Genomic DNA, 19,920 nt, shown 5'->3' on the forward strand with positions numbered 1-19,920 from the left:
TACTACTCTATAGTCTAAAAAAGTTGTAGGTGAATCGATTGAATAAGCGCATCGGGCTGATCCTTACACTGGTAGCCGCAGCGTTGCTCCTTGGCGGATGCTCCAGCATCGAGAACAAGGAAGGCACGTTCTATAATCTATTCGTCCGGCCGATGGACTGGTCCCTGGAATTTCTCGGGACATTCTTCAACGGCAACTACGGACTGGCGATCATCGCCATTACAGTCATCATCCGTCTGATCCTCATGCCGCTCATGCTGAAGAACTACAAAACCCAGCAGGCGATGAAGGTGAAGATGGATGCTCTCCGCCCTGAGATGGAAGATATCCAGAAGCGCATCAAGGAAACAAAGGACAAGGACGAGCAGATGAAGCTCCAGCAGGAAATGATGGGACTTTACCAGAAGCACGGCGTCAACCCGCTGAACATGGGCTGTCTGCCGGTTCTCATCCAGATGCCGATCATCATGGGCCTCTACTTCGCGATCCTGTATTCGGACGACGTCAAGTCACACCAGTTCCTCTGGTTTAATCTCGGCTCTCCTGACATGATCATGGCCCTGATTGCAGGGGTCGTCTATCTCCTGCAGGCACGCGTCTCTCTCTGGACGATGCCTGAACAGCAGCAAAAGCAGATGAAGATGTTCATCTACATGTCCCCGATCATGATCACGTTCATCTCCTTCACGGCGATGTCCGCACTGCCTCTCTACTGGGCGGTCAGCGGTGCAATCCTTGTGATCCAGACCTATATCGGGCGGAAGTTCTACTATGAAAATCCGGAAAAGGCAGTGGAGCAATAAACCGGGTAACCATCCGGCTATCAGAACAAACGGCAGTGGCCCGGGACTCATACGAGGCCTGGGCACTGCCGTTTTTCTGCTTATGATTCAAACAGAGGAAAAGGGGATGAGGGGGATGTCCAAGAATAAGCGGTGGTTATTTGGAATCGGCATCGCGGTAGTCTTTATACTGGCTTTGGTCTTTATTGTACGACAGGCAATGCATGCCGCGGCGCTGTCGATGGCGCTCCTGTTTGTCCTGACCAATACAGCGCGCGCTGCGGGGTTCAGGGAGCGGGGCATGATGAGAGAAGCGAAGTGGATGAACCTGCTTGCCGGTTTTTTCGGTCTCCTGTTCATCGTTCTGGCGGTCATGCTCTTTATTTGACCGGTCATGAAAAAACGCGCCGGTCATTTCTGACCGAGCGCGTTTTCTGCTTTTATGCCTATCTTATGGACAAGGTTTTCCCGTTCTGCAAGCAAAGCATCCAGCTTTTCCATGAGTTGAAGAATGTCCTGGATCGAGATTGGTTTCATATGTATGCCCCTTTGTCCTCGTTTGCAAAACTATACGGACAATTGCCTGGGCATTTGTCCGTATTTCACAAAAATAGTACTTTAGAATCAACTGGAATGATTAATAATCGGCGCCTGCCGGTTTCGGGGAGATCTAATGCCGACTCCCGGTGCCTTAATAAGCGTGCCTCTTTCTGGTTGCATAAACAATCAGGGCGGCCGGAATCGTACAGATGACCATGCTGAGGAATGACAGGCCCGGCTTCACCTCGTACAGCGCCCCGCCGAGAAGGGTCAGAAATGCAGTGCTCAGGCTCATTGCAAATGCCGCATATAATGCCTGTGCAGGCGCAATCAGACGGGTCGGAAGCTTCCCGGAAATGTACCTGATAAAGGCAACGTGAGCTATGCCGAACGAAGCGGCGTGCAGGGCCTGGGTAAGTGTGAACATCCATACCGTCGGCACAAGGAAGATCAGCACCCAGCGGAGTGTCGAGCCTGCTGCGGCCAGCAGGAACATCCGTGACGCGGTCATTTTTCCGAACAGGCGGTCCGCGACGCCGAAGAACAGGATTTCGAAAAGGATGGCGACATTCAGCACGAGGCCGATTGTAAAGCTTGCGACACCAAGATCCTCCAGATAGACGAAGCCATAGTTATAGTAGGCCGCGTGGGACCCCTGCAACAGAACTGAGACGATCAGGACCGTCAGGAAGCCTCGATCGCGGATCAGTTCACGGAAAGCGCCTGACCGCTTTTCCGCCGGCTTCCCGGGTTCATCGCGGCCGAGAGATGCAGGGACAGCTGTGTATTGGGCGGCGAACATGAACAAAAGTCCGGCGAACATCGTCCAGAGAATTGCTTCATTGCCGAACAGGGCGGTGACCGCGCCGATGATGAGCACGGCAACCATATAGCCTGCAGAGCCGAAAGCCCGGCTGCGGCTGTAGTTGATGTTGTCTTTTTGGATCAGGACGGAAGCGCTGGTTTCCATTGCGGGAAGCAGATTCGGATACACAACATTAAACATGCAGGTAATGATGAGGATCGCCGTGTAGGATCCGGACGGGATGTAAAGCAGAGCGATGATAAAGGAAAGGACGACACCCGCTTTCATCACACCGGTGATCGGGAAGCGCTTCGCTGCTGCGGGGAACAGGAAAAGGGTTGAAAACGCCCGGATGAACATTCCTGCCCCCATAACCGCGCCAGCTTCAAAGACGGTCAGGCCCTTTTCGGAAACGAGCCAGCCCGTCCAATAGGGAAGGAAAATGCCCCACGTGAAGAAGAACGCGAAGAAATTCAGGGATAGCCAGCGTGAGTTCATATTGGGTTCCTCCGCACGTAATAGATTTGTCACAAAAGAATCATAGCACACCGGATAAAGGCGCGGAATGCGGGTTGGTATGGTACGATAGACCAATGGAATTTTCATGAAAGAAGGGTCACCAAGAATGGGCAGAATGAATGCACGGAAGCAGAAGCGTGAAGGGAAAGGCGTCTGGATCGCCGTTCTCGCTGCAGTCGCTCTGCTGGTCGGAGGAGCGGTAGTCTTTGCCGGCATGAACGGATGGGATGCAGAGCGGATCAAAGGGGCACTTGGCGGAGAAACGCCTGTACAGGATGAGGAGGCGGGCCCGGCCGGGACGGAAGAACCGGCCGGCGGAGGGAACGCAGCCGAAGAAGAGAACCCAGAGGCCGATCCGCTGCCTGCAGGCGGCACGCCGGAACCTCAAGCCGACCCGCTTGCCGGCATCGGCGAATATGTGGAAGGGCTGGAGCTGCCAGCGGAGCCGACCTATATCGGCGGCATCCTGCTGGCCAACAAAAAGTACCCGCTTCCGGCCGACTTCGCGCCCGGTGAAAATCCGGATGCGCGTGAAGCATTCGAAGAAATGGCTGCGGCGGCGTTCGTGGAAGGTTTTGATCTGGACGCCTTCAGTACATTCAGGACCTATGAACGGCAGCAGGAATTGTATGATCGGTACGTGGAACGAGACGGAGCAGAGGCGGCGGACCGCTACAGCGCGCGCCCCGGCTATTCAGAACATCAGACAGGGTTTGCTTTCGATATCGGAGAGGCGACGCAGCCTGAGCACTACGCCCGTGAATCCTTTGGGGATACACCTGCCGGGCAGTGGCTGCTTGCCAATGCACACAGGTTCGGCTTCATCCTCCGCTATCCGGAAGGCAAGGAAGACATCACCGGCTATATGCACGAATCGTGGCACTACCGCTATGTCGGGAAAGAAGTTGCCGGCAGAATCCACTCGAGGGGCATCACCTTGGAGGAATACCTGCTCGTTCCGGACAGCCACGGTGAACCATCGGAGCCCGAGAAATAAGGGCGGCCGTCCGACTTGGAGTAAGAGGGTGCGAATTGGAGTACTGCGGCCCGAATGGAAAATCTCATTATAATCGAAAGCCCTCCCGCACGTTTTTCTCCGTGCGGGAGGGCTTTTTCATTGGTTCATAAGATCGGGGACAGGAGCCGGGAGACGGACTCCTTGAATCGGATATTGGTGGTCCGGTTCTGGTAGGCTTCCAAGGTCAATTCCGTTGAAAGCCGCATATCCTGTTCAAACAGCTCCGCCAGCTCATGGGATTTTTCCCGGTCATAGATGAAAGCGTTGATTTCAAAATTCAGCTTGAAGCTGCGGACGTCGATGTTGGCGGTGCCGACCGTCGCCACTTCGTCGTCGACGACGATCATTTTGGCATGGATGAACCCATTTTCATAAATATAGACTTTTGCCCCTGCCCGCAGAAGGATGCCCACATGGGAATACGTCGCCCAATAGACAAACATGTGGTCCGGCTTGTTCGGAATCATGATGCGTACATCGATGCCCGACAAACAGGCGATCCGCAGTGCATCGAGGAAGCTGGCATCAGGTATGAAATAAGGAGTCTGGATATAGATGTACTTTTTCGCCAGATGGATCATCTTCAAGTAGCCGTCCTTAATCTGCTCCCACTGTTCGTCCGGGCCGCTCGAGACGATCTGCATCCCGACGGAACCTTTCCGGGGAATGGCCGGGAAATAGCGCTCGTGATACTCGATGTCGTGGGAGGCGGATGCCTGGTTCCAGTCCAGGATAAAGCGTGTCTGGAGAGGATGGACGGCGCTGCCTTCGATCCGCAGGTGTGTGTCACGCCAGTAGCCGAATCTGCGGTTGAGGCCGAGGTATTCATCACCGACGTTGAATCCGCCCACATAGCCGACGCGCCCGTCAATGATGGCGATTTTCCGGTGATTCCGGTAGTTCATCCGGGGATTGATGAGCGGAAGGATTGCCGGGAAAAACGCTTCGACCTCACCGCCGGCTGCGGTCAGCTCCCGGAAGTGGCGCTTCCTCAATCCGCGTGAACCGATATCATCGAAGAGCACCCGTACCCTGACACCGCTTTTCGCTTTCCGGATGAGAATATCCAAAATACGCTGTCCCAGATTATCGAGCCGGAAAATATAGTATTGGATATGGATGTGGTCTTTGGCGTTTTCCAGGTCATCCAGCAACGCTTCGAATTTCTTGCCCCCGTCGTTGAAGATTTCCATATTGTTGTCCTGGGTCAGGAGGGCATGGTTGTTCCGCAAGTGTAGGTAGACCATATCTTGATAGTGGGCGGTATCATCCAGCCTGAAGTCGAAGGTGCCGTCTTCAATCGCCTCGATCTGGTAATTGACGAGTTGCTCGATCCCGATTTTGTTCCTGTCTTCCCAGCGGAACAGCTGTTTTTTTCGCAGCTGCCTGCCGAACGTCAGGTAAATGAAGAATCCTAAGACAGGAATGAAGAACAGGACCAGCAGCCATGCCCAGGTTGATGTCGCATCGCGCCGCTCAAGGAAGATCAGGGCAATCGCGAGGAAGATGTTCAGGATAAAGATCGCGACCGTCGTGTACGTGATGAACTGTGCCATGAAAACCTCCAGTTGCGTATGATCTGTCTAAGGACAGTATACCGTTAGCCTGCCGAAAACACGAATAGAGGGGGGGTGATACTGATAATACCTACTTGACTTATAGGTTTAAAGGTTATATTCTGTTGCTTGTGTTTTTTCAAATCAAACCGTTCCTCTCCGGAGGAAATCATCATAATGGAGGAATGATCATGAATACCTGGCTGGTTGTCATCAATGTCGCCGCCTTGCTCGTTCTCGTCGGGGTCCTGTTTTATATGCAGCGCCGGCATGTCTCGTTCTCGAACCGTGTTTTTGCGGGTCTCGGTCTTGGGATTTTGTTCGGTCTGGCACTCAATCTTATCTACGGTACGGAATCCGGAGTGCTGGCCGATTCCGTTGACTGGTTCAACATCATCGGCTCGGGATATGTCCGCTTTCTGCAGATGATTGTCATGCCGCTTGTCTTTATCTCAATTCTTGCCGCATTCACTAAAGTGTCGACCGGTAAAAACTTCGGAAAAAACGCGGGGCTTATCCTCGGTATGCTGGTCGGAACGACTGCGCTTGCCGCAGCGATCGGCATCGGTTCTGCAGTTGCCTTTAATCTGGATGCGTCCGAGCTCGTCCAGGGCACGGCGGAAATGGAGCGCGGAGCTGCGCTTGAGGAGCGTTCGGCGGAAGTGGCCGACAAGACCCTTCCCCGGCAGATTACCGAGCTGATCCCGGCCAACCCGTTTCTTGACCTGACGGGTGCACGTCCGACTTCGACAATCGGAGTCGTCATTTTCGCCGCATTCCTAGGTGTCGCCTATCTCGGAATCGGAAGAAAAGAGCCTGAAAATGCGGCGATGGTGAAAAAGGGGATCGATGCAATCTATGCGCTTGTCATGCGTGTCGTGAAACTGATCCTTCGCCTGACACCGTACGGCATCCTGGCGATCATGGCGCGCACGGTTGCCACCTCTGATTTTGGTGCGATCGCCAACCTGGGTAAGTTCGTCATTGCTTCTTACGTGGCGCTGATCATCATGTTCCTGATTCATCTGGTGATCATCACACTCAACGGCCTGAACCCGATCACGTACCTGAAAAAAACATCGGAGACGCTTCTTTTCGCGTTCACTTCCCGTTCCAGCGCGGGTACGCTGCCGCTCAACATCAAAACACAGACGGACCGCCTGGGCCTTCCGGACGCGACCGCAAACTTTGCCGGATCGTTCGGGCTGTCAATCGGCCAAAACGGCTGCGCGGGCATTTATCCTGCTATGCTGGCGGTCATGATCGCGCCGTCCGTCGGCATTAATCCGCTTGATCCGGGCTTCATCGCGACACTGATTGTCGTAGTCGCGATCAGCTCGTTTGGTGTGGCAGGCGTAGGCGGAGGCGCGACCTTTGCCGCCATACTCGTCCTCTCGGCCATGAACCTGCCTGTCGCTCTGGCCGGTGTGCTCATCTCTGTTGAACCGCTCATCGACATGGGCCGCACTGCCCTTAACGTCAGCGGTTCAATGACGGCAGGCGTCACCGCTGCATCCGTGAACAAGGAAGTCGATCGGGACGTTTATAACGGTGATATCCGCACACAGCCAATTGATGCTTAAACCGAAGAAAATGCCGTCCCGTTTAAAGGGGCGGCATCTTTTTTATAGGCTGTTCAGCTTTTTATGTATCTGCTCCACCCGGTCTTTGTATGGAGTCCCGGGAAGGGAAGCGATACGCTCATGGACATCACGGATCAGGTCCAGCGCTTCACCCGTTTTACCTGTTGCCCAGAGGGATTCTGCTTTATAGGCTTCCCCCTCCATGAAAATCGACAGGTCGATCGGGTGATGGATGTACTCCCGCGGGACGAGTGCACGTTCAAACGCCTCGAGCGCTTCCTGGTGGTGGCCTAGTCCGGATAGTGCCTTTCCGACTTCAAGTGAAAGATAAGGCGAGTGGAGAGGGTCCGACAGGGCGGCAACCTTATCCTCCGGCCAATCCATGATTTGAAGGTGTGCTGAGGCATGGTCGTTACGGAAAGAGTTCAGTTCATGAACATCGAGAAACGCCAGAAAACCGCCGGCTTCCTTATCATCAGCAAACTCTGCGTATTGGCGAAGCTTTTTTCGGTAGTGTCCATATTCATCATCCATGCCTGCCATCAGCGCATGGACCGAAGCCAGGCGGTACCAGTCACTCATATGGTAGTAGAGATCATTTTCCCGGGAAAACGCAAGGGCGCTTTCCATGACCGACATCGCTTCTTCCGTTTGGCCGACTGCATATAGAAGGACGGCCTGGAGGTAATCAAAGTCAAGACGGGTCATCGGTTCGATGAACAGTCTCCTTTCTTCGATGGCTTTCCGTTCTTTGAGCATCACCCCGAGCGCACGATCATAGTCACGCTCCGTAAAGTGCACCTGGGCGCGGAACATTCCGATTGCGGCGCGTCTTGGGATGATGTTCAGCGAATCATAGATGGCGGCTGCCCGGTCGATCGGTTCTTCCCATCCGTCTTCCTCCAGGTAATGGAGGGACCGCCCGTACATTTCCAGCAGCCTGCCGGATTCGTATCCTTCTCCCATTTGGCCGATATGTGGTCTGACGAGATTTACGAGGCGTTGTCTGGCTTCCTTCGCCCCCTCATCAATCAGCCTGACCGAAGCATATTCCTCTGCCTGGTCCAACAGCCCCTTCAGTTCTTCACGGCTGCTTTCCTCAAGCAGGTCGGAGGGGGATACGTTCAGCTGGGCAGCAATATGTGTCAGGCTCTCCATCGAGGGCTTGGCCTTGTTGTTTTCAATCAGGGAAAGCATCCCCTTCGACATTTTGTCGCCGGCCAGTTCCTGCAGGGTCATCTTACGGTTTTTTCGCAGCCGGCGAATTCGTTCACCCAATGTATCCAAAAAGGGAACACCTCCAATCATCGTGCATAGTTTAATTGTATTAAACAAATGCTTGCTTGTGAAGAGGAGGCATGTTATATTTTGTTTAATAAGATTAAACAAGGAGGAGAACAGCATAGAACATTCCATGAGTCTGCGCCAGGCAACTTCACTTTTCTTAAGGGTTCTTGCAAGCAAATTCATTTTAACATCCGGACAGCAAAACACATATGTAAAACCCGTAATCAAACCGTCCTACTATGAGATGGATAAGTCAGGTGCGGAAGTGTTGAAACCACGACGTTGGATGTAAGTTTATTTTTTTGTTGTGTAAGTTTAATTAGATTTAACTTTTTCTTGTTTCAGGAAAAACGTGGTGCTATGATTTAGTTAATGATTATAGTGAGGAGCGAAAATTATGGAACAGGCAGTGAAACTCCGCCGCGCTACCTATCACATCTGGACGTTCATGGCGAGTAAGCTGATATCGGCATTTGGTGCCCAGGTCTATACGTTTGCCATCAGTTTTTACATCCTCCAGCTCACAGGATCTGCGACGAGCTTTGCGATGAACCTGATTTGCAGCATCCTTCCGCGTACGATCGCAGCACCGTTTGCCGGCTATGCCGCAGACCGCTGGCCGAAGAAAACAATCGTCCTGACGGCCCAGGGGGCAATTGTGCTGTCTGTCGGTGGATTGCTTGCGGTCAGCATGACATATGGACTTTCGCTTCCCGCAATCTATGCTACGACTGCCGTCATCTCGCTGGCGGCATCGTTTTCCGGAGTCGCGTTTTCCGCGGCGATCACCGGACTGGTCGATGAGGCGCGTATCCAGAAAGCGATGTCGCTGAACCAGATGTCGATTTCAATTGCCGCCATCGGAGCGCCTGCGGTGGGCGGGCTGCTGTACGGTACGGTTTCGATGAACCTGTTCCTCATCCTTTTCATGGCGGCGGAAGCCGTAGCGCTCCTTTTGGAGGCGACGATGAATTTCCGCCTGTTTAACCGCAAGGCGGATGCCGGGGAGGAGACCGGAGAAGGCCATGTGAATGAGAAGCTCCTGCAGAGCATGAAGGCCGGCCTGGACTACTTGAAGACACAGCCGATCATCATGTCCATCATCTGGATCTCGCTGTTCATCAACTTCCTGTTCGGAGCTTTTCAGGTCGGCTATTCTTACATCCTCATCGAAAAGATGAAAATGGCTTCAGAGCACTTCGGCCTGACGGAAGGGGCTTTTGCGGTCGGAATGCTCCTCATGTCGGTATACCTGAGTGTCAGGAAAGAAGTGAAGTATCCGCTTCTCGTCTCCAAGTGGGGCATTGTCACGATGGGGCTGATTATGGCGTCAGTCGCTCTTCCGCTGATGGTAAGCCTCCCGTATATGGCGCTTTTCATTTTCTATGCGACGGTCATGTTCGCTTTCGGGCTGGTCATGATTCTCGTCAACACACCGATCCAGGTCATGATGCAAAAGCGTGTGGATGACGACTACAAAGGTCGGGTTTTCGCCATCCTGGAAACGATGGCGATGGCCCTTATGCCACTCGGGACTGTACTGTACGGTTTTCTGTACGATCTGCTTCCGGCAGAGTGGATCCTCATGGTGTCAGCGGCCGTGCTGATCGTTGTTGTCTTGACCCTGGCGCGTCCGTCTGTGGTGCGGAAAGCGCATCCTGAACTTGTCCGGAAGCGCCCCGGAGGTCCGAAGAACCCGGCCCCTGCAACAAAATAGACACGAATCAGAGTGCCGGACGGGTGATGAAGCCCGTCCGGTTTCTTACTAGCAAGATTTTCCTCTATAATGAACCCAAAGAAGTGACTCGGATGGGGGATCATCAATGAAGATGGAAGGCCTTGGCTTACTGGAACGGGTATTATCGGATGGGCTCGGCGAGATGCTGTTTGTTGTAAGCGGGAAGCGCAACGGAGAGTTCAAGTTTGAGTGGATCAATCGACCCGCCCGTGAAAACTTTGGCTTCGGAGAAGAGGCTATCGGCAGCAATGTCCGTGACGTGCTTGGCGATCAAGTCGGTGGGCTTCTCACAGAGCGTTATAGGGAAGTTGCCGAGAGCGGAGGGCAGGCGGTCTATGAAGATCACTTTTATACTCCGGACGGAGCTGAATGGTTTACGGAAGTGACATTGACGCCGCTACCCGAAGAAAGGGATGTTCGTTATATCGCTGTGCTCGCCAAGGATATCACGGGCAGGAAACAAGGGGAGTTCATGCGGCGGGGGATGATCCGCCGCCTTGAGGAAAGCACTTCCCGCTTCCGGGCACTATTCGAGAATAATGGCGACGCCGTACTGGAACTTGATCCGGCAGGTGTGATCATTGAGGCAAATACGGCAGCTCTCCGACTTTTAGGGCTTTCAAGCGAAGCCCTTGACGGCAAATTATTTTCCGGTCTTATTCCGGAGCAGGATCGCTGCATGGCAGAAGCGGCTTTTAGTCTGGCGGCAGATGGCCGGCTTCAGGATGTGCGGGTCAATGTCATGACCGAAAATGGCGGGCTAGTGGGCTGCCTGCTGAAGTTCACACCGATTGACCGTGATGGAAAGCCGATCGGCTATTATGCAAACTTGAAGGATATGCGTGAACTCGACAAATTGGCTGATCTTTATCTGGAAAGCCAGAACCAGTTTAAGATTATTGCCGATAACGTGAGAGACGTCATCGTCACAATCGACGGCAGTTGGCGGCTGTTGTACGCCTCGCCGTCCGCAAAGCCCCAATACGGTTACGAAGTGGACGATGTCGTCGGAAAAGCTACGGAGGATCTGATCCATCCGGATGACTTCCCGGATTTGGTCAGGGGATATAAAGAAATTCTTGAAGGCCGTCATATCTTCCGCATTCGTCTCCGGGTTCTCCATAAGAACGGGGATTGGATTTGGTCCGAACTCAATGCGTCCCCCGTCCGCGGACCGGACGGTGAATTCCTGCATATGGTCATCGTCGTCCGGGACATCAGCAGGCAGAAAGCGGAGGAAGAGCGCCTCGAGCATTATGCTTATCATGACCAGCTGACCGGCCTGCCGAACCGGCGACTGTTCCTGAACCGGTTGGAGGATCGGGTGAACGAGTATCACCGGACGGGCCGTCCATTCGCCGTCGCCCTGATGGACCTTGACCGCTTCAAGAAGGTCAACGACACTTGGGGCCACAGCGTCGGGGATGATGTGATCCGTGCATTTAGCCACCGCATTGAAGATGCGGCAGACCATGTCCTGGCGGCCCGCTTCGGCGGTGACGAGTTTGTCATCCTCATTGCGGACTGCTCGACCCACGCGCAAGCCGAAATGCTTGCCGGCCGCATCATCGCTGCCCTCAAGGAGCCGATCGTCGCCGGCGGGCATGTGATTCCTGTCAGCACCAGCATCGGCATCGCCTTTGCCGCTCCGGGCCGCACCACCACCGATGTTCTGCTGAAGCTCGCAGACCGGTCCATGTACGAGGCCAAGCAGGAAGGCCCGAACCGGTACCGGATTGTGGAGTGAGAGCTGTCCGGCAACGAAAGACCAGGCCAGGTTGCCGAAAGGCCAGGCAGCGGCAACGAGTGTCCAAGTGGAACTAATGGGAGTCCAAGCAATTATAGCGAGAGTCCGATAGTCCGGCGCAACGCAGCCACAATCAGAAAAAGCCGCTCCGGAAAAATCCGGAGCGGCTTTCAAATATCAGGCGGCAGATTCCCGCAATGATTTCCCTGATTTCCTGTAAAGGACGATCAGCGCCACTGAGAGTACGGCAAGTGCGGCAGAAATCCAGTAGACGCCGTCCGGCATCTGAGTGAACAGCCAAGTGAAAAGGAGCGGTCCCGCGATGCGTCCCACGTTATCCATGGAGTAGCTCATGCCGGCGGCGGTACCGTATCGGCCGCCAGATTCCTTCGTGGTGAGTGACACAAGGACCGTGCGCGCAAGTGCATTCCCGGCCGTGAACACACAGAGGGAGAGCCCCGCCCAGAACAGGCTGCCTGTGAATACCAGAAGGACAAGCCCTGCAGCGGTAATGATCTGGGCAATCATGATGACCTTTGTTTCCATGCCGTCCTTGACCCGGCGGACGACGCCTCCCTGGATAGCCGCATCGACCAGACCGCTAAAGAGGAACAAGTAACCGATCTGTTTCGGTGTGATTTCGATCTTGTGAATCTGGAAAAGCTGGAACGTCGCTTCGATGCCGGCGAGGAGGAAGGTCACCATGAACGACATCAGGAACAGGTAGCGTACGCGGTAGCCCCAAAGCCGGCTTGCCCCTTCTGGAACAATCGCGCGCTTTTTCGCTTCGCCCTTTCGTTCCGGCTCCTTCAGGACAGCCATGGCGTAAACGAGCAGGATCAGGACAAGGATGCCCGAAGCGGTAAATGGAAGCGACAGGCGGATGTCACCAAGGATTCCGCCGATTGCCGGACCAAAGATAAAGCCGAGGCCGATCGACATGCCGAGGAGTCCCATGTACTTGTTGCGGTTCTCCTCATCTGTCAGGTCAGCGACAAAGCCGGTGACTGCAGTGTAAAGCGCACCAGAGAACAGTCCGCCGATCACTCTGGACAGGTACATCAGCGCAAGGGAATCGGTAAACGCCGCAAACAGGAAAAAGCTCAGGCTGAAGCCGGCGAGCCCGATTGCAATCAGCTTCTTGCGGCCGGTCCGGTCGGAATATGCCCCCCAAAGCGGAGCGGTAAAAAAAGATGCCAGCGCATAGACGGTCAGGAGACCGCCGACATGCATCTCATCAAAACCCTGCGCCACGACAACCTCGGGCAGCACCGGGATGATGATTCCGAATCCCAGATAGACGAAAAACTGGACGGACATGAGTAGGAGAATTGATTTTTTCATCAAGATGACCCGCTTTCAGGAAAAACATGTGATGCGTCCATTCTACTCCGCAGAGTGGGGGAGTGACAAATAAAGGCGGCATCGGCGCATAGATTGGCGAATGTGATAATTGGAATTTTGAAAGTGACGAATGGAGTGCTGAAAGTGATGAATCAGAGGGAGAGAGTGGGTTGCATGAACGACGTCCCTGCGTACCTCAAAAAAGCCACCCTCCAATCGGAGAGCGGCTTTGCATTTCATCCAGTCCCTAAACCGTTTGTTACTTTACGTCGTAGCCCTGTTCTTCGATTGCATCCTTGATCTGCTGGTCGTTTACAATGTCTTCATTATAGGCGACTTCCACGGTGCCCGCTTCAAGGTTGACCTTTACAGTATCCGCGCCGTTTAGTGCGCGGACCGCATTTTCAACAGAGTTGACACAGTGGTTGCAGCTCATGCCTTCCACCTGCAGTACAAGATTGGTTGCCATTATGGATCTCCTCCTTATTTTCTCATCAGTTTTTGGATGGTGACGGTCAGTTCATCAAGCACTTCGTCGTCGCCTTCAAGCAGCCGGTCGCGGACACACCCTTTCAGGTGTCCGTCAAGGAGGATCCGTGCGACGCTGTTGAGCGCAGACTGGGTCGCCGCGAGCTGGGTGATTACATCGTCGCAGTACACATCCCGCTCGATCATCCCGCGGATGCCGCGCACCTGGCCTTCGATCCGGTTAAGCCGGGTGGCGAGGTTTTTCTTTACCTCCGGCGTCTGGTGGCTTTTCCGGCAGGACTCGTCCTGAACTGGAATTTCCATTGGCTCGGTCGTCAATGGGCACCGCCTCCTTTGCTGTTTTTATTATACCAATAAGGGGTATGCGGACAAACAATTTGAACTCCGTTTATTCAGAATAAAATATTTACTTGATGGCAACAATTGTAACAGGATTGAAAGATTTGAGACAGTGGGCCGGTGGTATAGTAAGGATGTGTATATAGAACGTTCGGCATCATCCATTTTTAAAGCAACTTTCCCCCGGTTGCCGCGTCATATTGAAGGAAGGAAGAGGTGGAACGGATGGCCCAGAAACAGGACGTCAAGACGATTGCAGAGCGGATTACAGCATTAGGCATACCCGTGACGCTGACCAAGTCGCGCCTCGATTTGCTGAAAGCTCTTGCGCCGCCCTCTGGCTCCCAGGCACCCACGACCTAAGCTTCATAAAAGCTCCCGCCTCAGTGATGAGAGGCGGGAGCTTTTTGTACCTTATTCTTCCGGGTCAGCCGAGAACATATAAGTCCTGTGGTGGAACTTCATGCTGAAGACGAGTCCCAGGGCGAGCATGTTGCCCATGATGGAACTCCCGCCATAACTGATGAGCGGAAGCGGAATTCCTGTGATAGGCAGAAGCTGGATCGTCATGCCGACGTTTTGGAACACGTGGAACGTGATCATGGCAATGATGCCCGTACACACATAAGTAGAAAACGGGTCCTTCAGCTGGAGTGTCGTCCGGGTCAGGTGGTAGATCAGGACAAAGTACAGACTGATGACGAGGCTTGCACCGATGAATCCCCAGTCCTCGCCGATGATTGCGAAGATAAAATCCGTATGGGCTTCCGGGACGTACACTTCACGGCCCTGGAAGCCCTTTCCTCCGATCATGCCGGAACCGATCGCATTCAGTGATGTGATCAGGTGGCGGCCTTCATCGGACGGATAGGCGTACGGATCCAGCCAGGAGTAGATCCTGGCAAACTGGTACGCGCTGAATCCGAACGTCTTCACGAGAAAATCCTGCATGTAGACGGCCATCCAGATCAGGATCGCGCCGAATGCAGCGGTTCCCGCATACAGGGGGACGATGATTTTCCAGGTGATGCCGGAAACGAGGATGAGCGCTGCGGTAATCGCGATAAAGACGAGGGCGGTCCCGAGGTCCGGCTGTTTCATGATGAAGAACAGCGGAACGATCAGGAGGCCCATGATCTTGGCGAGCAGTAACAGGTCAGTCTGCGGTGTGCGGTTCAGGTTGTTTTCGTTGTGCATCGTGATGAGACGTGCAGCCCCGATGATATAGAAGGTCTTCATGAATTCCGCGGGCTGGATGCTGCCGAGTCCCGGCAGGTGGAACCAGCTTTTCGCGTTATTCCGCCGTGCGACAAGTTCCATCCCTTCGGGCAGGATAAAGAGCATGAACAGGAGGAAAACCCCGCCTCCGTAGATGATCCAGGCCGCCTTTTTGTACTGCTCGGGATCAAAATACATCATCACGGCGATGATGGCGGCCCCGACGACATACCATTGGATCTGGGATGGAACAAAATTAATATTATATTGGCCGGTCGTCTGCGCCGATGCGATGGCAACTGTGCTCACGATAAGAAAAAGCAGCAGGATAAAAGCCAGCGTCCAGTCGAAGCGGTCTGACGGCCGATTATTCAGTTTCATGATGATCACCCGGTCGTTTCAAAGATTCACAGAAAGGTTACGGCAATACGCTCCATTATACCGCAAGCGGATGCCGATTGCCTGTCTGACTTCCGTCACTAAAGGACGCAGCAAGCTGGAAAATGTTTCATCGTCCGATTGCAGGAGTTTTTTTCCTTGGCCTGCTGTAACGGGATGGCCCCATCATGCTACACTGATAGTATCCAAGACATGGAGGTTAACCATGAAAAATCGTATCTTTCTTCTATACGGGGGCAAATCCGCGGAGCATGAAGTATCGCTTTCGACAGCCCGCGCCGTCACCCATGCACTTGATTTTGGGCGTTATGACATCACGCCGGTATTCATCACGCCGGACGGTGAATGGCGTCCGGGTCCGCTCCTTGAAGCACCGGCCGAAAATGTCACCGACCTGATGATCGGGGAAAACGGCACAAACGCGCCGGACCGTCTGACGGATGGCATTGCCGCTCTTGCAGGGCAGACGCCCGATGCACCGCCTGTCGTCATCCCGCTCCTTCACGGACCGAACGGTGAAGACGGCACCGTGCAGGGCCTCCTGGAAGTCCTTGATCTTCCGTATGTCGGTAACGGGGTGCTTGCCTCTTCGGCCGGCATGGATAAAGTCGTCATGAAGCAGCTGTTCGCCCAGGCCGGGCTGAACCAGGTGCCGTATGTCCACTTTATCCGCAGCGAATGGAACAAAAACCGGGACGGTATACTCAGGGAGTCAGAAGAAATGCTTGGCTGGCCGGTATTCGTCAAGCCGGCAAACCTTGGCTCAAGTGTCGGCATCTCGAAAGCATCTGACCGTGAAAGCCTCATCGGAGCAATTGAGGAAGCGCTGCGCTATGACCGCAAAGTCATCATCGAGCAGGGTGTCGACGCACGCGAGATCGAAATGGGCCTGCTCGGCAACGATGAACCGAAATGCTCGGTTGTGGGTGAAATCAGCTCCGCCTCCGATTTTTATGATTATGATTCAAAATACATGGACGGCAACACCGTGCTGACCATCCCGGCAGATGTTCCGGAAGAGGCGGCTGAAGAGATGGAGCGGGCAGCAAAGGCCGCGTTTAAAGTACTTGACTGTTCAGGGCTCGTGCGCGCGGACTTTTTCCTTACGAAAGAGGGCGGCGTCCTCATCAATGAAGTCAACACGATGCCAGGTTTTACACCGACCAGCATGTTTCCCCTCCTCTGGCAGAATTCCGGCATGACCTATCCGGAACTGCTTGAGGAACTGATCCGTCTGGCGCTTGAACGCTATCAGGAAAAACAGTTGCTGAATATGAACAGAGATTGAGGGTATCCTTTTATGAAACGAACATTGAATGAGATTGCGCACTGGCTCGGACTGCCGGCCGTTGAAAACGGCGATGCGACCGTGACGGGCGTTTCGATCGATACCCGTACTTTGAACAAAGGCGACCTGTTCATCCCTTTTAAAGGAGAACAGGCAGACGGCCACCGGTTTGTCCGGCAGGCATTCGAAAAGGGGGCTGCGGCCACTCTCTGGCAAAACGGCGTGGACGGAGCACCGGAAGACCTTCCGGTGCTGTTCGTCGAAAATCCCGAACAGGCGCTTCAGCAGATGGCGCGCCGCTACCGCGATGAACTGGAAGCCGTCTTTATCGGCATCACCGGCTCTAATGGCAAGACATCCACGAAGGACCTGGTCGCCGGCACGCTGTCGCCGTATTTCCGTGTCCGCAAGACAGAAGGGAACTACAACAATCAGCTTGGCCTCCCTCTGACAATCCTGTCTCTTCCCGAGGATACCGAATACGCGGTGCTTGAGATGGGCATGAGCGGCTTTGGCGAGATTTCGTTCCTTTCTGAGCTTGCACGGCCTAAGTATGCGGTCATCACAAACATCGGCGAGGCGCATATGCAGGACCTCGGTTCTCGTGAAGGCATCGCTGAGGCGAAGTCGGAAATCACTGACGGCCTTCTGACAGGCGGGAGATTGTTCTACGACGGCGACGAGCCGCTGCTCGTTCCACATGCCGAAAAGCTCCCGGAAAACACGGCCGTGCCGTTCGGGAAAGGGGAAGCGTGTGGCCTCCGTCTATTGTCGGTCGAACCGTCGGAAGCGGGCAGCATCTTCCGTACAGAGGGGATCATTGAGGGAGAGTTTATGATTTCCGTCCTTGGCGCCCACCAGGCGAAAAACGCTCTCGCAGCCATTCTGATAGGGAAGGAAGCGGGCCTTTCAGAAGACCAGATCAGAGAGGCGCTGAAGCAGGTCGAGCTGACCGGCATGCGCATGCAGACAGTGGAAGGGCCGCATGGATCGCTTTTCATCAACGATGCCTATAATGCGGCGCCTACTTCCGTGCGTGCTGCACTTGGATTTGTGCGGGACTCGAAGCTCCGTGACGAAAAGTGGGCAGTCCTTGGCGATATGCTCGAGCTCGGTGTTTTGGAAGTGCCGGCGCATGAAGGGCTTGAGGGAGAGCTGGATCCTGCAGACTTTGACGGGGTATGTCTTTTCGGGCCGAGGATGGAGCACCTGTACCGGAAGCTGGAAGGGAAGTTCCCGGCGGACCGGCTTGTCTGGAGCGGAGAAGACCTGTATCCGATCACTGCCAAATTGCATGAGCGGCTGGAACATGCTCCGCTGATTTTGCTGAAAGGCTCGCGAGGGATGGCATTGGAGCGTATCATCGGTGAGCTTGCGGACAATCTATAAATGAACCCGCGGGCACTTGCCCGCGCCGGTTTCATTGCAAGAAGAGCCGTGCCGTGTTATACTGCTAACTATTGGATACATTTGAACGGGAACTCTTCGCATATTGAGGAAGAGTTGTTTTTTTTGAAACGGTTCGGTTGAAGGGCGTGTTCCTCTCCGGTCGGACCGCCCGGCAGCAACCGGAACTTTTCGAGCGCACTGCCCGCCAGGACGGAACGGCGGACAACACTGAAAAACTCCGAAACGGCACGGCATGCCGGACTTCATTTGAAAATGGATCCAATGATCACATGAAGGATAAGGAGATTGACACATTTGACAAAGTTTTCTGAACTGAACATCAGCGACACTACACAGCTTTCACTCGAACGCATGGGGTTTGAAGAGGCGACAGCAATCCAGGAAGAAACGATTCCGCTCGCTCTCGGCGGCAAGGACGTTATCGGCCAGGCACAGACAGGTACGGGCAAGACGACCGCATTCGGCGTTCCGATCATCGAGAAGATCGATACACAGAACCCGGACATCCAGGCTCTGATCATCGCACCGACGCGTGAACTTGCGATTCAGGTCTCTGAAGAGATCTACCGAATCGGCTACGGCAAGCGCGCACGCATCCTCTCCGTCTACGGCGGACAGGAAATCGGCCGCCAGATCCGCGCGCTGCGCAACCGTCCGCAGATCGTCGTCGGTACGCCAGGCCGGATCCTCGACCACATCAAGCGCGGAACGATGAAGCTTCACGGCGTCGAAACGCTCGTCCTTGACGAAGCTGATGAAATGCTGAACATGGGCTTTATCGAGGACATCAATGCGATCCTCGAGAACGTCCCGTCCGAGCGCCAGACGCTTCTCTTCTCCGCAACGATGCCTGGCCCGATCCGCAAAATCGCGGACAGCTACATGCACTCGCCTGCAGAAGTTCGCGTCAAGGCGAAGGAGATGACGGTCGAGAACATCGAGCAGTTCTTCGTGAAAGCGCAGGAACGCGAAAAGTTCGATGCCCTCACACGCCTGCTGAACGTTCACACGCCTGAACTCGCAATCATCTTCGGCCGCACAAAGCGCCGCGTCGATGAAGTGGCACAAGCACTCAACCTCCGCGGATACCTCGCAGAAGGCATCCACGGCGACCTGACACAGGCAAAGCGCCTGTCGGTCCTACGCCAGTTCAAAGAAGGCAAGATCGATATCCTCGTTGCGACTGACGTTGCTGCACGTGGCCTTGATATCTCGGGCGTCACACACGTCTACAACTTCGACATTCCACAGGACCCTGAAAGCTATGTCCACCGCATCGGCCGTACCGGCCGTGCAGGCAAGAGCGGGGTTGCAGTCACATTCGTCACACCGCGTGAGATGGGTTACCTCCGCACGGTTGAGGAAACAACGAAAAAGCGCATGACGCCACTTCGTCCGCCATCCGAGGACGAAGCGCTGGCCGGCCAGCAAAAGCTTGCCGTCAGCCAGCTGAAGGAACTCGTCGAGAAAAACGAGCTCAACGACTATCGCATCCTCGCAGAAGAAATGCTGCAGGATAACGATGCCATTGACCTCATCGCAGCAGCGATCAAATCGCTTACTCGCGAGCCGGACGGCACACCAGTCAAAATCACCGAAGAAAAACCGCTTCCGTTCCGTGGTGGAAACCGCGGCGGCGGTTACAAGGGCCGCAGTGGCTCCGGCAGAAGCGGCGGCTACAACCGCGACAGCAGCCGTCGCCGTGACGGACGCCGCCCAGGCGGACGCCCGCGCAACCGATAAGAACATTAAAGAACCCGGAAAGCCGTTCAGGCTTTCCGGGTTTTTTTGCGTTCTGGCGAAAGTGATGAATGCGCCTGCGAAAGGGTTCTGAAACTGGCAAAGTGCCGCCTTGCAA

General features: G+C 54.4%; 18 protein-coding genes. 10 read left to right on the forward strand and 8 right to left on the reverse strand.

Going from position 1 to position 19,920, the window contains the following annotated elements; all coding sequences use genetic code 11:
* The first annotated feature begins 50 nt into the window (after nt 1-50).
* Both yidC and BMX91_RS15660 read left to right on the forward strand, forming a co-directional pair.
* Nucleotides 51-803, forward strand: coding sequence for a membrane protein insertase YidC (gene yidC / locus BMX91_RS13580; protein WP_407640882.1), 753 nt, complete (start codon nt 51-53; stop codon nt 801-803).
* 115 nt (nt 804-918) lie between these two features.
* A complete protein-coding gene (locus BMX91_RS15660; RefSeq protein ID WP_143059392.1) occupies nt 919-1,170 on the forward strand; it encodes a hypothetical protein in 252 nt (83 codons plus the stop codon).
* 23 nt (nt 1,171-1,193) lie between these two features.
* On the opposite strand, the gene BMX91_RS15980 is transcribed toward BMX91_RS15660, so the two are convergent.
* A complete protein-coding gene (locus tag BMX91_RS15980) occupies nt 1,194-1,319 on the reverse strand; it encodes a hypothetical protein (RefSeq protein ID WP_281242841.1) in 126 nt (41 codons plus the stop codon).
* A 154-nt stretch (nt 1,320-1,473) separates the two neighbouring features.
* The gene (locus BMX91_RS13590) at nt 1,474-2,625 is read right to left on the reverse strand and encodes an MFS transporter (RefSeq protein ID WP_092055393.1); all 1,152 of its coding nucleotides are present in this window, start codon (nt 2,623-2,625) and stop codon (nt 1,474-1,476) included.
* A 127-nt stretch (nt 2,626-2,752) separates the two neighbouring features.
* Between BMX91_RS13590 and BMX91_RS13595 the strand changes: the two genes are divergently transcribed.
* Complete coding sequence (locus BMX91_RS13595; protein WP_092055395.1) at nt 2,753-3,643, forward strand: M15 family metallopeptidase; 891 nt, start codon at nt 2,753-2,755, stop codon at nt 3,641-3,643.
* A 125-nt stretch (nt 3,644-3,768) separates the two neighbouring features.
* Here BMX91_RS13595 and cls read toward each other — a convergent pair whose 3' ends face one another.
* Entirely contained in the window at nt 3,769-5,220 is a 1,452-nt protein-coding gene (cls, locus tag BMX91_RS13600) for a cardiolipin synthase (protein WP_092055397.1), read from the reverse strand.
* A 191-nt stretch (nt 5,221-5,411) separates the two neighbouring features.
* Between cls and BMX91_RS13605 the strand changes: the two genes are divergently transcribed.
* Nucleotides 5,412-6,803, forward strand: coding sequence for an L-cystine transporter (locus BMX91_RS13605; RefSeq protein ID WP_092055400.1), 1,392 nt, complete (start codon nt 5,412-5,414; stop codon nt 6,801-6,803).
* 42 nt (nt 6,804-6,845) lie between these two features.
* Here BMX91_RS13605 and BMX91_RS13610 read toward each other — a convergent pair whose 3' ends face one another.
* The gene (locus BMX91_RS13610; RefSeq protein ID WP_177168399.1) at nt 6,846-8,090 is read right to left on the reverse strand and encodes a helix-turn-helix domain-containing protein; all 1,245 of its coding nucleotides are present in this window, start codon (nt 8,088-8,090) and stop codon (nt 6,846-6,848) included.
* A 397-nt stretch (nt 8,091-8,487) separates the two neighbouring features.
* Between BMX91_RS13610 and BMX91_RS13615 the strand changes: the two genes are divergently transcribed.
* Both BMX91_RS13615 and BMX91_RS13620 read left to right on the forward strand, forming a co-directional pair.
* Nucleotides 8,488-9,807, forward strand: coding sequence for an MFS transporter (locus BMX91_RS13615; RefSeq protein ID WP_092055404.1), 1,320 nt, complete (start codon nt 8,488-8,490; stop codon nt 9,805-9,807).
* A 106-nt stretch (nt 9,808-9,913) separates the two neighbouring features.
* Complete coding sequence (locus BMX91_RS13620) at nt 9,914-11,575, forward strand: sensor domain-containing protein (RefSeq protein WP_092055406.1); 1,662 nt, start codon at nt 9,914-9,916, stop codon at nt 11,573-11,575.
* Between the two features lie 177 nt (nt 11,576-11,752).
* On the opposite strand, the gene BMX91_RS13625 is transcribed toward BMX91_RS13620, so the two are convergent.
* The 3 genes from BMX91_RS13625 to BMX91_RS13635 all read right to left on the reverse strand — a co-directional run bounded on the left by BMX91_RS13625 (nt 11,753) and on the right by BMX91_RS13635 (nt 13,711).
* Nucleotides 11,753-12,919, reverse strand: a complete 1,167-nt coding sequence (locus tag BMX91_RS13625) for an MFS transporter (protein WP_092055408.1) — start codon at nt 12,917-12,919, stop codon at nt 11,753-11,755.
* Nucleotides 12,920-13,178: 259 nt separating this feature from the next.
* Entirely contained in the window at nt 13,179-13,388 is a 210-nt protein-coding gene (gene copZ / locus BMX91_RS13630; protein ID WP_092055411.1) for a copper chaperone CopZ, read from the reverse strand.
* A gap of 14 nt (nt 13,389-13,402) precedes the next feature.
* Nucleotides 13,403-13,711: a metal-sensitive transcriptional regulator gene (locus BMX91_RS13635; protein ID WP_092055483.1), complete on the reverse strand. Its 309-nt coding sequence runs from the start codon at nt 13,709-13,711 to the stop codon at nt 13,403-13,405.
* Nucleotides 13,712-13,972: 261 nt separating this feature from the next.
* Here BMX91_RS13635 and BMX91_RS15815 point away from each other — a divergent pair, with 261 nt between their 5' ends.
* On the forward strand, nt 13,973-14,110 hold the full coding sequence (locus tag BMX91_RS15815; RefSeq protein ID WP_177168400.1) for an Lmo0850 family protein: 138 nt from the start codon (nt 13,973-13,975) through the stop codon (nt 14,108-14,110).
* 51 nt (nt 14,111-14,161) lie between these two features.
* Here BMX91_RS15815 and BMX91_RS13640 read toward each other — a convergent pair whose 3' ends face one another.
* Nucleotides 14,162-15,346: an FtsW/RodA/SpoVE family cell cycle protein gene (locus BMX91_RS13640; protein ID WP_092055414.1), complete on the reverse strand. Its 1,185-nt coding sequence runs from the start codon at nt 15,344-15,346 to the stop codon at nt 14,162-14,164.
* A 223-nt stretch (nt 15,347-15,569) separates the two neighbouring features.
* On the opposite strand from BMX91_RS13640, the gene BMX91_RS13645 reads away from it, so the two are divergent.
* The 3 genes from BMX91_RS13645 (at nt 15,570) to BMX91_RS13660 (ending at nt 19,805) form a co-directional block, all read left to right on the forward strand.
* A complete protein-coding gene (locus BMX91_RS13645; RefSeq protein ID WP_092055415.1) occupies nt 15,570-16,652 on the forward strand; it encodes a D-alanine--D-alanine ligase in 1,083 nt (360 codons plus the stop codon).
* Nucleotides 16,653-16,664: 12 nt separating this feature from the next.
* Nucleotides 16,665-18,041, forward strand: a complete 1,377-nt coding sequence (locus tag BMX91_RS13650; protein ID WP_092055418.1) for a UDP-N-acetylmuramoyl-tripeptide--D-alanyl-D-alanine ligase — start codon at nt 16,665-16,667, stop codon at nt 18,039-18,041.
* 315 nt (nt 18,042-18,356) lie between these two features.
* On the forward strand, nt 18,357-19,805 hold the full coding sequence (locus tag BMX91_RS13660; protein ID WP_092055423.1) for a DEAD/DEAH box helicase: 1,449 nt from the start codon (nt 18,357-18,359) through the stop codon (nt 19,803-19,805).
* Nucleotides 19,806-19,920 lie beyond the last annotated feature (115 nt).

The sequence above is a fragment of the Bhargavaea ginsengi genome (genome assembly GCF_900109165.1).
Classification (GTDB): domain Bacteria; phylum Bacillota; class Bacilli; order Bacillales_A; family Planococcaceae; genus Bhargavaea; species Bhargavaea ginsengi.

Excerpts from the sequence above, each read along its gene's own strand:
- BMX91_RS15660 (WP_143059392.1), top strand. The coding sequence starts at position 919 with ATGTCCAAGAATAAGCGGTGGTTATTTGGAATCGGCATCGCGGTAGTC.
- BMX91_RS15980 (WP_281242841.1), bottom strand. The coding sequence starts at position 1,319 with ATGAAACCAATCTCGATCCAGGACATTCTTCAACTCATGGAAAAGCTG.
- BMX91_RS13590 (WP_092055393.1), bottom strand. The coding sequence starts at position 2,625 with ATGAACTCACGCTGGCTATCCCTGAATTTCTTCGCGTTCTTCTTCACG.
- BMX91_RS13595 (WP_092055395.1), top strand. The coding sequence starts at position 2,753 with ATGGGCAGAATGAATGCACGGAAGCAGAAGCGTGAAGGGAAAGGCGTC.
- cls (WP_092055397.1), bottom strand. The coding sequence starts at position 5,220 with ATGGCACAGTTCATCACGTACACGACGGTCGCGATCTTTATCCTGAAC.
- BMX91_RS13605 (WP_092055400.1), top strand. The coding sequence starts at position 5,412 with ATGAATACCTGGCTGGTTGTCATCAATGTCGCCGCCTTGCTCGTTCTC.
- BMX91_RS13615 (WP_092055404.1), top strand. The coding sequence starts at position 8,488 with ATGGAACAGGCAGTGAAACTCCGCCGCGCTACCTATCACATCTGGACG.
- BMX91_RS13620 (WP_092055406.1), top strand. The coding sequence starts at position 9,914 with ATGAAGATGGAAGGCCTTGGCTTACTGGAACGGGTATTATCGGATGGG.
- BMX91_RS13625 (WP_092055408.1), bottom strand. The coding sequence starts at position 12,919 with ATGAAAAAATCAATTCTCCTACTCATGTCCGTCCAGTTTTTCGTCTAT.
- copZ (WP_092055411.1), bottom strand. The coding sequence starts at position 13,388 with ATGGCAACCAATCTTGTACTGCAGGTGGAAGGCATGAGCTGCAACCAC.
- BMX91_RS13635 (WP_092055483.1), bottom strand. The coding sequence starts at position 13,711 with ATGGAAATTCCAGTTCAGGACGAGTCCTGCCGGAAAAGCCACCAGACG.
- BMX91_RS15815 (WP_177168400.1), top strand. The coding sequence starts at position 13,973 with ATGGCCCAGAAACAGGACGTCAAGACGATTGCAGAGCGGATTACAGCA.
- BMX91_RS13640 (WP_092055414.1), bottom strand. The coding sequence starts at position 15,346 with ATGAAACTGAATAATCGGCCGTCAGACCGCTTCGACTGGACGCTGGCT.
- BMX91_RS13645 (WP_092055415.1), top strand. The coding sequence starts at position 15,570 with ATGAAAAATCGTATCTTTCTTCTATACGGGGGCAAATCCGCGGAGCAT.
- BMX91_RS13650 (WP_092055418.1), top strand. The coding sequence starts at position 16,665 with ATGAAACGAACATTGAATGAGATTGCGCACTGGCTCGGACTGCCGGCC.